The organism is Nakamurella sp., assembly GCF_044224575.1.
Taxonomy (GTDB): Bacteria; Actinomycetota; Actinomycetes; order Mycobacteriales; family Nakamurellaceae; genus Nakamurella.
Genome location: NZ_JBGAKE010000012.1, coordinates 54,372 through 68,039 on the forward strand (window position 1 = coordinate 54,372; position 13,668 = coordinate 68,039).

General features: G+C 71.1%; 13 protein-coding genes and 1 tRNA gene. 8 read left to right on the forward strand and 6 right to left on the reverse strand.

Going from position 1 to position 13,668, the window contains the following annotated elements; all coding sequences use genetic code 11:
- Window positions 1-7 precede the first annotated feature (7 nt).
- The gene (locus tag ACILSK_RS14870) at window positions 8-1,165 is read left to right on the forward strand and encodes a homogentisate 1,2-dioxygenase (RefSeq protein ID WP_395727951.1); all 1,158 of its coding nucleotides are present in this window, start codon (window positions 8-10) and stop codon (window positions 1,163-1,165) included.
- Window positions 1,166-1,318: 153 nt separating this feature from the next.
- On the opposite strand, the gene ACILSK_RS14875 is transcribed toward ACILSK_RS14870, so the two are convergent.
- Both ACILSK_RS14875 and ACILSK_RS14880 read right to left on the reverse strand, forming a co-directional pair.
- Entirely contained in the window at window positions 1,319-1,972 is a 654-nt protein-coding gene (locus ACILSK_RS14875; RefSeq protein ID WP_395727952.1) for a class I SAM-dependent methyltransferase, read from the reverse strand.
- A gap of 63 nt (window positions 1,973-2,035) precedes the next feature.
- Window positions 2,036-3,055 carry a prephenate dehydrogenase gene (locus tag ACILSK_RS14880; RefSeq protein ID WP_395727953.1) on the reverse strand — a complete coding sequence of 340 codons (1,020 nt, stop codon included), beginning with the start codon at window positions 3,053-3,055 and terminating at the stop codon, window positions 2,036-2,038.
- A gap of 98 nt (window positions 3,056-3,153) precedes the next feature.
- Here ACILSK_RS14880 and ACILSK_RS14885 point away from each other — a divergent pair, with 98 nt between their 5' ends.
- The 4 genes from ACILSK_RS14885 to ACILSK_RS14900 all read left to right on the forward strand — a co-directional run bounded on the left by ACILSK_RS14885 (window position 3,154) and on the right by ACILSK_RS14900 (window position 6,501).
- The gene (locus ACILSK_RS14885; RefSeq protein WP_395727954.1) at window positions 3,154-3,648 is read left to right on the forward strand and encodes a tRNA adenosine deaminase-associated protein; all 495 of its coding nucleotides are present in this window, start codon (window positions 3,154-3,156) and stop codon (window positions 3,646-3,648) included.
- A 21-nt stretch (window positions 3,649-3,669) separates the two neighbouring features.
- Window positions 3,670-4,146 carry a tRNA adenosine(34) deaminase TadA gene (gene tadA, locus ACILSK_RS14890; RefSeq protein ID WP_395727955.1) on the forward strand — a complete coding sequence of 159 codons (477 nt, stop codon included), beginning with the start codon at window positions 3,670-3,672 and terminating at the stop codon, window positions 4,144-4,146.
- A 5-nt stretch (window positions 4,147-4,151) separates the two neighbouring features.
- The gene (locus ACILSK_RS14895) at window positions 4,152-5,195 is read left to right on the forward strand and encodes an LLM class flavin-dependent oxidoreductase (protein ID WP_395728072.1); all 1,044 of its coding nucleotides are present in this window, start codon (window positions 4,152-4,154) and stop codon (window positions 5,193-5,195) included.
- Window positions 5,196-5,475: 280 nt separating this feature from the next.
- Window positions 5,476-6,501 carry an NAD(P)-dependent alcohol dehydrogenase gene (locus ACILSK_RS14900; RefSeq protein ID WP_395727956.1) on the forward strand — a complete coding sequence of 342 codons (1,026 nt, stop codon included), beginning with the start codon at window positions 5,476-5,478 and terminating at the stop codon, window positions 6,499-6,501.
- A 221-nt stretch (window positions 6,502-6,722) separates the two neighbouring features.
- On the opposite strand, the gene ACILSK_RS14905 is transcribed toward ACILSK_RS14900, so the two are convergent.
- The 3 genes from ACILSK_RS14905 to ACILSK_RS14915 all read right to left on the reverse strand — a co-directional run bounded on the left by ACILSK_RS14905 (window position 6,723) and on the right by ACILSK_RS14915 (window position 10,820).
- Window positions 6,723-8,060 (reverse strand): DUF1254 domain-containing protein, encoded by a 1,338-nt coding sequence (locus tag ACILSK_RS14905; RefSeq protein WP_395727957.1) that lies wholly within the window; start codon window positions 8,058-8,060, stop codon window positions 6,723-6,725.
- Window positions 8,057-9,025: a DUF1214 domain-containing protein gene (locus tag ACILSK_RS14910; protein WP_395727958.1), complete on the reverse strand. Its 969-nt coding sequence runs from the start codon at window positions 9,023-9,025 to the stop codon at window positions 8,057-8,059. The genes ACILSK_RS14905 and ACILSK_RS14910 overlap by 4 nt, the downstream gene beginning before the upstream one ends.
- 211 nt (window positions 9,026-9,236) lie before the next feature.
- Entirely contained in the window at window positions 9,237-10,820 is a 1,584-nt protein-coding gene (locus tag ACILSK_RS14915) for an MFS transporter (protein WP_395727959.1), read from the reverse strand.
- 217 nt (window positions 10,821-11,037) lie between these two features.
- Between ACILSK_RS14915 and ACILSK_RS14920 the strand changes: the two genes are divergently transcribed.
- The 3 genes from ACILSK_RS14920 (at window position 11,038) to ACILSK_RS14930 (ending at window position 12,490) form a co-directional block, all read left to right on the forward strand.
- Window positions 11,038-11,622: a TetR/AcrR family transcriptional regulator gene (locus ACILSK_RS14920; RefSeq protein WP_395727960.1), complete on the forward strand. Its 585-nt coding sequence runs from the start codon at window positions 11,038-11,040 to the stop codon at window positions 11,620-11,622.
- 188 nt (window positions 11,623-11,810) lie between these two features.
- Window positions 11,811-11,900 (forward strand) — tRNA-Ser (locus ACILSK_RS14925).
- 239 nt (window positions 11,901-12,139) lie between these two features.
- Window positions 12,140-12,490 carry an NUDIX hydrolase gene (locus tag ACILSK_RS14930; RefSeq protein ID WP_395727961.1) on the forward strand — a complete coding sequence of 117 codons (351 nt, stop codon included), beginning with the start codon at window positions 12,140-12,142 and terminating at the stop codon, window positions 12,488-12,490.
- A gap of 260 nt (window positions 12,491-12,750) precedes the next feature.
- On the opposite strand, the gene ACILSK_RS14935 is transcribed toward ACILSK_RS14930, so the two are convergent.
- Complete coding sequence (locus tag ACILSK_RS14935) at window positions 12,751-13,587, reverse strand: aldo/keto reductase (protein ID WP_395727962.1); 837 nt, start codon at window positions 13,585-13,587, stop codon at window positions 12,751-12,753.
- Between the last annotated feature and the right edge of the window lie 81 nt (window positions 13,588-13,668).

The window sequence follows — 13,668 nt, forward strand, 5'->3', positions numbered from 1 at the left end:
AGGAGCAGTGGGGGAGGAGGGCTTCTCCTCCGACTCGTCGCTGCTTTACCACCGGGGCATCCCGTCGGCGATGGTCGACGCCCGGATCTGGGAGCTGCCCGACCTGGGCACGACGCCGAATCACCCACTGCTGCCGCGACACCTCAAGCTGCACGACCTGTTCGCCCCCGGCCTCGGCACCGGTCCGGGCGCCGGCACCGGCCCCGCCATCGGCCCCGTGATCGGCGGTGCCGGGATCGACGTGGTGACCGGCCGCCGGCTGGTGCTGGGCAACGGCGACGTGCGCCTCTCGTATGTCGTGGCCACCGCGCCGAGCCCGTTGTACCGCAACGCGATCGGTGACGAATGCGTGTTCGTGGAGGCGGGGTCGGGCACCGTGCAGACGGTGTTCGGCGAGTTGCCGGTCGAGTCCGGCGATTTCGTAATGATCCCGCGCGCGACCGTGCACCGCTGGCTGCCCGACGGGGTGCTCCGCGCCTACATCGTGGAGGGCAACAGCCACATCGGGCCGCCCCGCAAGTACCTGTCCCGGTTCGGGCAGTTGCTGGAGCATTCACCGTACTGCGAGCGGGATCTGCACGGCCCGACCGCGCCGCTGTCGGTGGACGGGGTCGACGTCCCGGTGTTCACCAAGCATCGTGGCAACGGGCCGAGCGGCATCGTCGGGTCGATCGTGGTCGGCCCGCACCACCCGTTCGACGTGGTCGGCTGGGACGGCTGCCTGTACCCGTACACGTTCAATGTGCGCGACTTCGAGCCGATCACCGGGCGGGTCCATCAGCCGCCTCCGGTGCACCAGGTGTTCGAGGGCACCAACTTCGTGATCTGCGCGTTCGTGCCGCGCAAGGTCGACTACCACCCGCTGGCCATCCCGGTGCCGTACTACCACTCCAACGTGGACAGCGACGAGATCATGTTCTACGTCGCCGGCGATTACGAGGCCCGCAAGGGCTCCGGGATCGGGCCCGGCTCGGTCAGCGTGCACCCCGGCGGGCACTCGCACGGCCCGCAGCCGGGCGCGGTGGAGGCTGCGCTCGGCAAGGACTACTTCGACGAACTCGCCGTCATGGTCGACACCTTCCGCCCGCTCGAACTCGGCGAGGGCGGCCGGGCCGTCGACGACGGCGCCTATGCGTGGACCTGGTCCGGCCGCGGACCCGCCTGACCGGGCCGCCGCCGACCGGCCGTTGATCGCGGCGCCACCCCCACCCCCACCCCCACCCCCTTCCCGCTGTTGATCATGGGCTGGGGGCCGTTCCGCCTCGCTCAGAACGGCCCTCAGCCCATGATCAACAGGGATGGGCGGGGGCGGAATCGGTCAGGGGCGGCGGCGGACCAGCACCACCGAGTCGTCCAGGGTCGCCTGCTGCCCGTCGGGCCCGGTGGCCGGGCGGGTGCGCACCTGCGCGATCAGCACGTCCCAGTCGGCGCCCACGGCCAGGGCGGCCAGGTCCCCCGCCGGGGTCGGAAAGACGATGGTCGGGTCGCCGGCCAGGCCCGACCACGGCGGGGCCGCGGCGTGCGCGACGCTCAGCAGATGGCCGCCCGGGGCCACCAGGCCGGCGGCGTGGCGCAGCACCTGCTCCCGGCCGAAGGCGAGCGGGGACTGCAGGAAGCAGGCCGTCACGAGGTCGAAGGTCTCGTCGGTGCGCCAGGTCTCCAGATCGACGGTCCGGAAGCTGGCGGCCAGGCCGCGGTCGGCGGCGGCCTGGGTGGCCCGGGCGACGGCCGTCGGCGAGATGTCGACCCCGGTGACGGTCCACCCCCGCTCGGCCAGCCAGATCGCGTCGCCGCCCTCGCCGCAGCCCAGGTCCAGGGCCCGTCCGGGGGTCAGGTCACTGACCGTGTCGACCAGCGTCCGGTTGGGCCGGCCGGACCAGATCGCGTCCTTCTCGCCGTACCGGCCCTCCCAGAACTCGGTCGGATCATCGGTATCGGGCGGCTGGGCGTGCGCAGTGTGCTGATGGGTCATGCCGTCAGCGTGCCCAGACCCTGGACCGGATGGCAAGGAGAGTTGCCGATCCGGCAAACGGCGTCAGTCCCGGTCGGGGTAGCGGACGTCGATCCGCAGGTCCGCGGCGGGCCCGCGCAGGTCGGTGACGTACCCGCCGGCCGCGCCGACCGCGAGCAGCTGCTCGATCAGGTCGTCACCGGACAGCGTCATCGGCTCCAGCCCGGCGTCCCGGGCCTCGAACTCAGCGCGGGCCGCGTGCCCGCCCTCGGTCAGTTTGAACAGCGAACCGGTGGAGCCCAGCGAGCCGCGGGCCACCCCGATCAACCCCAGGGCATCGTCCAGCGCCGCGACCAGCGCCTCCCGGTTGGTCTCGCACATCGCCCGGATCAGTTCGGGGCGGGTGCCGGCGACCCGGGTGCCGTCGGCGAACGAGCCGGCCGCGAGGGACAGCGCCAACGCACCGCCCTGCGCGCCTACTTGGGCCAGTGCCAGCGCCAGCACATGGGGCAGGTGGGAGATCCGGGCGACCGCGGAGTCGTGCGCCTGCGCCTCGGTCGGCACCACCCGGCTGCCCAGCGCCAGGGCCAGGGCGGCGACGGCGGACCAGTCGGCCAGGTCGGACTCGTCGGTCAGGCAGGTGACCCACGCGGCGCCGTCGAACAGCGTCGCGTCGCCGGCGGCCCAGCCGGATTCCGCGGTGCCGGCCATCGGATGCGAACCGATGTACCGGGCGTCCGGCGCGATCTGTGACACCTCTTCGGCCACCGCCGCTTTGACGCTGGCCACATCGGTCAACCGGACGGCCGGCGCGTGCTCGGCGACCTCGCGCAGCAGGCTGCGGAAGGCGGTGACGGGCGCGGCGAGGACGACCAGGGCGTCCTGATGGGCGGCCGCCCGGAGCGCCGCGGGGAGCGACTCGGCCACGGTGAGTCCGTCGGCGCCGGCCGCGTCCCGGGTGGCCAGGCTGGGCGACCAGCCGGTGACCGGCACGAACGGGAGGGCGGCGCGGGCCAGCGATCCGCCGATCAGGCCCAGACCCAGCACGCACAACGCCGGCGGCAGCAACGTCGCGAGATCGGTGGACGGCGCGCCGGCGTGCATGGCGCCATCATCGCCGGTGCCCGCCCGCCGCGACCCGGCGACCCCTTCGGGGGACCGCGGCGTGGCCCCCGCGGCGGGAAGGCCGTAACGTTCTCCCGGTGAGCGCTGCCGGGACGACAACCACCGAGGGCTTCGGGGTCGCGGTGACCCGCGAGGACACCACGTGGCGCTGTTCGCTGCTCGCGCCCGAGCTGCTCGACGACCTGGACGGCGTCATCACCGGCCTGCGCCGGGTCGCCTCCAGCGGTCCGGTGTTCGCGATGCTGGCGGTGGACGACGAGTTCTTCGTCATCGTCCGGCCCATCCCCGGCGGGGCGACCCTGCTGCTGTCCGACGCGACCGCGGGCCTGGACTACGACATCGCCGCCGACGTGCTCGACCTGCTGCAGGTCCAGATGCCCGAGGACGACGAGGTCGATGACGATCCCTGGCCGGAAGGTGATCTCGGCCTGCTGGCCGACCTGGGCCTGTCCGAGCAGGAGATGCAGCTGATCGTCGACGACGTCGACCTCTACCCGGACGAGCAGCTGACCATGATCGCCGCCCGCTGCGGGTTCGCCGACGCGTTCGGCAAGATCCTCGAGAAGGTCTGACCGCCCGGTCGTAGGCGGCTGATGACCGCGCGACGGGCCGCCGACGAGGCGCTGATCCGGCAGGCCCTGCGGCTGGCCCGCCGGGCACCGGCCACCGGGGACGTGCCGATCGGGGCGCTGGTGGTCGACGCGGCCGGCACCGTCATCGGCGAGGGCTGGAACCGCCGGGAGGCGACCGGGGATCCGACCGCGCACGCCGAGATCGTCGCGCTGCGCGCCGCGTCGGCCGGCGCCGCGAGCTGGAACCTGACCGGCTGCACCCTGGCGGTCACCGTCGAACCCTGCACGATGTGCGCCGGCGCGATCGGGCTCGCGCGGATCGACACCGTCGTGTTCGGCTGCTGGGAACCCAAGACCGGGGCGGCCGGGTCACTGTGGGACGTGCTGCGCGACCGGCGGCTGACCCACCGGGTGCAGGTCCGCGGGGGCGTGCTGGAGGACGAGTGCGCGGCCCTGCTGCGGGAGTTCTTCGCCACCCACCGCCGGACGGGAGAATGAGCCCCATGCAGCTCGGCGTCTACAGCTTCGGCGACATCCACCCCGATCCGGTCACCGGCGCCCGCACCTCGCCGGCCCAGCGGCTGGCCGACCTGTTGGAACGGATCCGGCTGGCCGAGCAGGTCGGGCTGGACTTCTTCGGCATCGGCGAGCACCACCGCCCGGACTACGCGGTCTCGGCGCCGGGCACCCTGCTGGCCGCCGCGGCCGGGCAGACCTCCCGGATCGGGCTGAGCAGCGCGGTCACCGTGCTGTCCACCGAGGACCCGGTGCGGGTGTACCAGCAGTTCGCCACCATCGACCTCATCTCCCAGGGCCGGGTGGAGCTGATGGCCGGTCGGGGGTCGTTCATCGAGTCCTACCCGCTCTTCGGGGCCGAATTGGCCGACTACGACGCACTGTACGACGAGAAGATCCAATTGCTGTTGCAGATCGACGCCGGCAACCCGGTGACGTGGTCCGGGCAGTTCCGGCCGGCCCTGGACCGCGCGGTGATCCTGCCCCGGCCCTACCCCAAGCCCGGCGTCGGCGAGCACCTGCGGATCTCGGTGGCGACCGGCGGCAATCCCGAGTCGTCGGTCCGCGCCGGCCTCCTCGGCCTGCCGGTCAACTACGCCATCATCGGCGGTCAGCCGGCCCGGTTCGCCCCGCTGGTCGACCTGTACCGGCGGGCGTTCGCGCAGGCCGAGCGACCCGGCGCGACCCAGGAGGTCGCGGTGTCCGGCATGGGCTTCGTGACCGACGACGGGCGGGCGGCCGAAAGGTTCTTCCCGTACTGGCTGGACTCGATGCGCCGGATCTCCCGCGAGCGCCGGTTTCCGATGCCGGACCGCGCCTCCTACGACGCCCAGGCGGCGCCCGGCGGGGCGTACTTCATCGGTTCCCCCGACCAGGTGGCACAGCGGATCGTGGACCTGCACGGGGTGCTCGCACACGACCGGCAGGGCTTCCAGATGGACCTGTCCAGCGTGCCGCAGGCCGACTCCCTGCGGGCGATCGAGCTGCTCGGCACCGAGGTGGCGCCGCTGGTCCGGGCCTCGCTGGGCTGACTCCGTCCGGCCCGACGAGCGAACTTGTACAGACAAGTGTGCACAAGTTCGGTCATGTCTATTGCGCACGATCCAATTCCCGTGCACACTGAGTTGCACGTACGACGGTCGGTGGTCCGCCCGCCGACATCAGGGTCGGTCGCGACGACCGCCCGCCCACCTCAGGCCCCTGGTCCGTGCCCACTGCCGTGTGCGGGCCAGTGGTGGCCACGCCGATGGGTGCCGCACGCGCGCCCCGCGGCCGGCCCACCATCCGATGCCGAACGAAGGAGTTCAGCGCATGCGAGCAGTACGAGTGGTCGGTTACCACCAGGATCTGGAGCTGACCGAGATCGACAAGCCCGAGGTCACCGGGCCGTTCGACGTGATCGTCAGGATCGGCGGGGCCGGCGTCTGCCGGACCGACCTGCACATCCTCGAAGGCCAATGGGAGCCCAAGACCCACGTGGCGCTGCCTTACACGATCGGGCACGAGAACGCCGGCTGGGTCGACGCGATCGGCAGTGCCGTCACCAACGTCACGGTCGGCGACAAGGTGATCATGCATCCGCTGATCACCTGCGGCCTGTGCCGGGCCTGCCGCTTCGGTGACGACGTTCATTGCGAGAACTCGCAGTTCCCGGGCATCGACACCAACGGCGGGTACGCCGAGTACCTCAAGACATCGGCGCGCAGCGTCGTCAAGATCGACGACTCGCTGGAGCCGGCCGACGTGGCCGCCCTCGCCGACGCGGGGCTGACCGCCTACCACGCCGCCGCCAAGGCGGCCCGCAAGCTGCGCGCCGGCGACCGCTGCGTGATGATCGGCGCCGGCGGCCTCGGCCACATCGGCATCCAGGTGCTCAAGGCGCTCTCCCCGGCCGACCTGATCGTCGTCGACCGCAACCCGGACGCGCTCAAGTTGGCCCAGGAGATCGGGGCCGACATCACCGTCGTCGCCGACGGGACCGAGGTGCAGCAGGTGCTGGACCTCACCGGCGGCAACGGCGCCGAGCAGGTCATCGACTTCGTCGGTGAGGGCGGTTCCACGGCCAAGGGCCTGGCCATGACCCGGCGGGCCGGCGACTACCACGTGGTCGGCTACGGCGAGAACGTCGACATCGCCACCATTGACATCATCTCCACCGAGCGCAACATCATCGGCAACCTGGTCGGCTCCTACAACGACCTGGTCGAGCTGATGGCGCTGGCCGCCCGCGGCAAGGTCACCCTGCACACCGCCAAGTACAAGCTGGACGACTTCCAGCAGGCGATCGACGACCTGGATGCCGGCAAGGTGCGCGGCCGGGCGATCCTGATCCCGTAGCCCCGATCCCCTGGCCGGCCCTCGCTCAGCTCAGCTCGGCCGGCCGGCCGGGCCGGCGGGCCCGGAACGACGACAGACGAACCCCGGTGAGCAGCCAATGGCTGTCTGCTCGCCGGGGTTCGGCGTCGTTCGGGGGTCGTTTCGGGGACGTCGGGGTCGGGGTGCCCCGATGGTCCCGGCGTGATGCCGTGCGGCCCAGCCCGTTTCCCCGGCGCACCGCTTTAGGGCGCCGCGTCGACCCGCCGGATGGCCGGCACGAGGTACTGCTGGGTCAGGACGGCCGGGTCGGGTTCGTACATGCGGAGCACCGGACGGAACGCGCCGGCGGGGGCGGGTAGCCAGTTCGCTCGCTCGGTCGCATCGGCCGGCCGGGCATGGGAGATGGTGATGACGAGCGACCCGTCGGCCTCGTAGACCAGGCCGGCGGTGCGGTCGCCGATCGAATAGCGGTTGATCGGATTCTCGACGAGGTAGTAGTTCGGCACGTCGTACATCGTCAGCGACCAGAATGCGCTCACCGGGGGAGTGGGGTCCAGGTGCAGCCGGTAGGTGCGCTCGCCGCTGAGCGGTTCGCCCCGGTCATCGATATAAGTGGCGATGTAGGCCGCTTCGAACGCCTGGTTGCCCCACAGCCCGCCCAACGCCGCGCCGGCCCGTTGCACGATCCGGCGCTGGGGGTCGTTGATCTTGAATCGGGGGTCGTCCAGGGAGCCGACCTCGAAGAAGTCGAGGTTGTAGTCGAAGGAGTGGTAGGTCAGGTTCCAGCCGTTGACCAGGGCGTTGCCGCCACCGGAGGCCAGCAGCTGTTCCAGCGTCTGCTCCCCGGCCGCAAAACCGGACGCCAGCGCCGCAGACTCCAGCGCCGCGGACTCGAGCGGCGCGTGGCCGGTCAGGCCCAGCGGAGCGAACGATTGCTGCAGGTCCCGGTCCCTCGGCGCCGGGGGGAAGGCCTGACTCCAGGTCCGGTACTTGGCCCAGAAACCCATTGCCGGCGATCCGGACGGCCCCGGTTCGGGCAGCCCGGCCGGGACCGCCGCGGGGTCCAGCGGCGTCAGCGTGGTCGCGTCCTGGAGGGCGTGGACCGCGGGCAGGTCGTCGTCGCCATTGACCGCCCAGCGGCCCACGATCGAGGCGATCCGGGTGGGCACACGCACCACCGTGGTGTCGACGGGAGGGTCGCCGGTCCAGTCGTGGGGGACCAGCAGGTAGCGGGCCGCGCTGCTGCCGGTGGCGCGGTGACCGATGTAGGCGAAATTGTCGGTCCAGGCGCTGACGAACTGGAGCACGAAATAGCGGCCGGCGGTCTCCGGGACCTGCAACAGGATGGGGCCGACGCCCAGGTCGAGCTGGGCCATCGAGTACACCGTGTCGTTGTTGATCGTCACGAACGTGTCGGCCGGTCCGGCCAGGGAACGGGCGTGGCTGAAGGTGTTCCAGTCCGCGGCGGGGTTCTTCCCGATGCCGGTGGCCACGTAGCGGGCGACCTGGTCGAGGTTGAACACCAGCGGGAACCCGTACAGGTAGGCCGTCCGGGCCAGGTCGGGCAGCGGCGCGGTCATGACGCACCGTCGCCGGCCGGCGGCGCGGCCTGGATGCCCGGGAAGGCCCAGGCGCCGGTCAGCGCTTCCGGGCGGGGCCGGTAGAGCCGGACCAGGTAGTTCCAGCCCTCGGTGATCGGGATCGTGTTGGGCCGATCGCTGGAGCCGAACCGGACGGTCGTGGTGCCATCGGGGTTGGCGACGCCGGTGACACTGTTCACGGTGTTGACGTGCCGGTCGTTCGGTTCGAAGTAGCCGTCCTTGTTGTAGACCGAGATCGACCAGAACGCGTCCACCGGCACGTCGCCGACGGTCAACGTGTAGTCGCCCACCGGGAGACCGGGCTCCACGTTGATGTACATCGCCTCCCGTTCCGGCAGCCCGCCCCACCCCGCGGCGGCGCCGAGCAGGTGGTGCACCGGGTCGGTCTCGGTCCGGTCGCCGAACGCGCCGTGGAACGAGGGCAGTCCCTTGGCCAGGGCCAGTACATGCCCGCGCACCTCGGCGTGATCGGCTGCGTCGTACGCCGGGTGGGCGAAGTCGCCCCCGGCGACCGAGGTGACCTGGCAGCGGTCTTGCAGCCGGTTCACCTCGGCGACGTCGGCCGGGTCGTCCGGGTTGACGAGGAATCGGATACCGATCATGACGAACGCCGACCCGCACACGTCCGGGGTCAACTCGAACGTGCCGGCCCGGTGGATCAGCAGCGGAATGTAGTGGTCCTGGTTGACGACCATCGCCGACATGTACCGCTCGCCGGGGTCGGGCAGCGTCAGCGTCGCGCCCTGGGAGACATCGACCACGGTGCCGCTGTAGAGGGTGTCCCGGTTGAGCCGGATGATCGGCTGGTGGTCCAGGGGGGTGGGCGCACGGCGGATCGTCCACTTCCCCGTACCCCCGGCGTCGGACACGACACTGTCGAACATCACGTCGGTCTCGGCGCGGACGAAGTTGTCGACCGTTACCGCGATTTCCTGATCGGACATCAGCTCCCTTTCCCGCCCGACACGCCCCGTCTGACCCGTCAGGCCTGGGCCGATGCTAGTGAAGCCGGCACGCCGTCGGCCCGGCGCCTGGAGCGGGTAGCTCGGAAACCCAGCAGCGGGATGGTTCCTCGCTCGGGTCCCCGAGGCGGGGGATGACCAGCGTGCAGGCCCCTCGTGAGCGAACCGGTGCGCAGCAGGTGATCTGTGCCGATCAGCTCTCGGCGCCCTTGCCGCGCAGGGTCATCCAGGCCAGGGCGGCCGCCGACAGCACCAGAACCACCGCGATTGCCGCGGTGAACACCACGCCGCTGTCGAACGCGTGCCGGGCCGATTCCAGCAGCTGGGCCGCGGCCGGCTCGGGCAGGGTCGCGGCCACCGCGGTGGCCCCGCCCAGGGTCTCGCCGGCGCTGGTCGCGGCGGCCGCGTCGAGACCGGCCGGGACGACGACCTGGGCCGCGTACACGGCGGACAGGATGCCGCCGAGCACGGCGGTGCCGAGCACCGCGCCCAATTCGTAGGCGGTCTCCGAGATCGCCGACGCCGCGCCAGCCTTGTCGGCCGGGACGCTGGACACGATCACGTCGTTGGAGATCGTCTCCGCGGCGCCGATGCCCAGGGACAGCAGCATGAACGCGAGGCCCAGGCCCCACGCGGACGGGTCGTCGGCGGTGAACAGGATCGCCACGTACCCCGCGGCGCTGATCAGCAGACCGCCGGCGACGACGATCCGCGGCGAGAGCACCCGGACCAGCGGCACCACGGCCAGGCCGGCGATGATCGTCACCAGCAGGCCGGGCAGCAGGATCAGGCCGGACTCCATCGGGCTGTAGCCGAGCACCAGCTGCAAGTGCTGGGCCACGAAGAACAGGAACCCGACCAGCGCGAACACGGCAAGCAGGTTGGCCAGCACTGCGCCGGTGAACGCCGACCGCCGGAACAGCCGGACGTCCAGCATGGGGTTGGCCCGGGTCAGCTGCCGGCGGACGAAGGTCGAGCCGGCGAGCAGGCCCAGCACCACCAGGCCCAGCGCGGCGGCCGACAGCCCGTCGTGGGCGATCGACTTGATCGCGTACACCAGCGGCACCATGGTCAGCAGGGACAGCGCGATGCTGACCACGTCGATGGCGCCCGGGTTCGGGTCCTTCGACTCCGGCACGAACACCGGGGCCAGGATCAGCAGCAGCACCAGCACCGGGACGGCCATCAGGAAGGCCGAGCCCCACCAGTAGTGCTCGAGCAGGAAGCCGCCGACGATCGGGCCGAGCGCCGCGCCGCCGGAGAAGCCGGCCGCCCAGATCGCGATGGCCAGCCGGCGCTGCTGCCGGTCGACGAACAGGTTCCGCAGCAACGACAGCGTGGCCGGCATCAGCATCGCGCCGAAGAAGCCCAACGCCGCGCGGGCGGCGATCAGCCATTCCGCGCTGGGCGCATAGGCGGCCAGCGCGCTGACCGCGGCGAACCCGACGGCGCCGATCAGCAGCAGCCGGCGGCGACCGGTCCGGTCGGCCAGGCTGCCCATTGAGACGAGCAGGCCGGCCAGCACCAGCGGGTAGATGTCGACCATCCACAGCAGCTGGGTGCCGGTCGGGGCCAGCGACTGGGAGATCGACGGCAGGGCGAAGGACAGCACCGTCGCGTCGACCGCGACGAGCAGCACGGGCAGCATCAGGACGGCGAGCGCGATCCACTCGCGGGCGCCTGCGCGGCCCTGGTTGGTTTCCGGGGTACGGATATCAAAGGTGGTGACCGGCGCGCCTGACGCCGTGCCGGCGCGCTGGTGCATGGTCGAGGTCATTTCTTCACAGCTCCAGGTTGATCTTGCTTGTACGGTTAACTATACCGACCAGACGGTATAGTAACAAGGTGGGTTGCTCCGGCATTCCCGGCATCACACCGGCCCCGCGCTCCCTCGAGCCGGTTACCCCCTGGATGATTTGGCTGCCCCGGCCGGGCGGCCCTTCCTCGGCCGCCCGGACCCGCCCGGCACGGGTCGCCGCTATACCGTGGTGACCGTGCCGCCACCCCCTGCCGCCCGGGACCGGGTGCTCGACGCGTTCGAGCGGCTGCTGGTCGACCGCGGGGAACGGGCCGCCACCCTGGATGCCGTCGCCCGCGAGGCCGGCGTGTCCAAGGGCGGCCTTATCTACCACTTCCCGTCGCGGGACGCGATGGTCGAGGGCCTGCTGGACCGGATGCATGCCCGCGCGGCGCAGGACGACGCGCTGATGCGGGCCGCGCCGGAAGGGGTCGTCGCCTACTTCCTGCGCACCTCGCAGTTCGCCGACACCCCGTTCGACCGGACCCTGGTCGCGGCGACCCGGCTGCGCTCGCACGCCAGCGCCCGGGAGGCCCTGGCCGGGGTGCAGCGGCATTGGTACGACGCGGTCCAGACCGCGGTGGGGGATCGGACCGTCGCCCAGATGGTCATGCTGATGGGGGACGGGCTCTACTACAACGCCTCCGCGCCCGATGCGCTCGCGTCGACGGGCACACCGCAATACCAGGCGAACGTCGACGAGATGGTCACGCTGGTGTCGGAGCTCGTCCGGCTGCGGTCCGGGGGTGCCGGTTCGGACAGCGGGTCGGTCAGCGGCTGAGCCCATGGTCCGGGGTGGTGGCCGCGCCGGGTGCGGGTCCGGTCGGCGGGCCCTCGGGCTGCATTGGTGTCGTCCCCGTTGGTTTCCAGGTGCCGGTTCCGGTCGGCCCGGCTTCCGGTCGACCGGCTCCCGGACGCCAACCGCCGGGGCGGACTTGAGCGTGCTCGGCAGCCGGTATAGTTTCCGCCGGTAGCGTGTCCGAGCGGCCTAAGGAGCACGCCTCGAAAGCGTGTGAGGGGGCAACTCCTCCGTGGGTTCAAATCCCACCGCTACCGCCACGACCAGCACAAACGCCGAGCGTCTCCTCCGGGAGAGCTCGGCGTTCGGCGTCTTAGTCTCATATCTAGACTCATTCGCGGCCGGGGGGCTTATCGGGCCCTCCGCGAGCTGCGTCAGCTGAGTGTGCAGAAGGTGCCCCTTCAACGCGGCGGAAGGGACACCTTCTGCACACTCGCGGGGGCTGCAGTTGTCCAAGTGCTCGCTCCGCATTCGTGATCGACGATCAGAACGTCTACTGATGATCCGCCGCACGGACAGCGGCCTGTTCGCCCTCCCCGGTGGACGTCACGAGCTCGGCGAGACCCTGACCGAGACCGCGATCCGGGAAACCGTTGAGGAGACGGGCGTGACCATCTGCGTGGACGGGCTGGTCGGGATCTTCTCGAACCCGCATCACGCCGTCGCGTTCTCCGACGGCGAGGTTCGGCAGGAGTTCTCCGTCTGCTTCCGCGGCCGGCCCACCCGGGGGCACCCCCCGGTCGAGCAACGAGTCCACCCACGTCGATTGGGTGCCTTGAGACCAGGTGGGCGGGCTCAATATCCACCCGTCGATTCGCCTGCGCACCGAGCACGGGTACGCAAGCGGTGAGCCCTCCAGCACGTGCGTCGAGGCGGCGTCGCCGATCCAGGCTGCGGCTATCTCGATCGCGACCTCTCGTTGCGGCCAGTTCTCCGCCAGCGCTCGGGCCGCGCGGACTTCGAAGGCGAGATTGGTTTGGGAGCAGGAGAGCTCGCCGTCGGCTTCCCGTTCATGGCCTATATCAGCGACTTCCGGACGTGGCCGCTGAGGGCCGGCTCAGCGATGGACGAGCCCAGAAGCTCCTGGCGACTGAACCGGCCCACCTCCGTTCAGTGGCCGAAAGTCTCGGGGTCGAGCACCAACTCGGTGCCGCGGTCCAGCGCGGCGAGCTGGGCGACTTCTTCGGGCGTGAGAGTGAAGTCGAACACGGCGATGTTCTCGCGCAGCCGCTGCGGATCCTCGGACTTCGGCACCGGCACCAGCCCGAGCTCGATGTGCCACCTCAGCACGATCTGGGCGGGCGTGCGCCCGTACTTGTGGGCCAGTTCGGTGACGACGGGCTCCGAGCGAAGTCCGGGCCCTCGAGCCAGCGGTGACCACGACTGGACCAGGATCCCGTGCTGGGCCGCGAAGGCCCGCCCCTTCTCCTGTACGACGTATGGGCTGATCTGCAGCTGGTTGACCTCGGGTGCCGATCCGGTCTCGTCGATCAACCTCTGCAGGTGCGCCGGGGTGAAGTTCGACGTACCGATCGCACGCACCAGACCGGTGCGCCGCAACTCGAGCAGCCCCTGGAAGGCCTCGACGTACCGGTCCTGGTCCGGGTTGGGCCAGTGGATGAGGAACAGGTCGAGGTAGTCGAGGTTGAGCCGCTCGAGGCTCGCCTCGCACGCCTGCCGGACGCCGTCGACGCTGTGCCACTTCTTGTTGAACTTGGTGGTGACGAAGAGTTCCTCCCGCGGAACACCCGTGGCACGCAGCCCACGGCCGACCCCGCGTTCGTTCTCATAGTTCTCTGCCGTGTCGAAGAGCCGGTACCCCGCCTCGACCGCGGTCGGCACCACCCGTTCGACGGTGGCGTCGTCCATCGGCCACGTCCCCAGGCCGACCTGCGGGATACGGTCTCCGTTGGACAGCGCAAGCGTGGGGGTGGCCGGTGTGCTCAAGGCTGCTCCTCGGGTCGGGATCGTTCGGTCGGGCTTGCAGCATGACTGAGATGGTTCCCGGCCGGTAGGCGCACCCCGTCG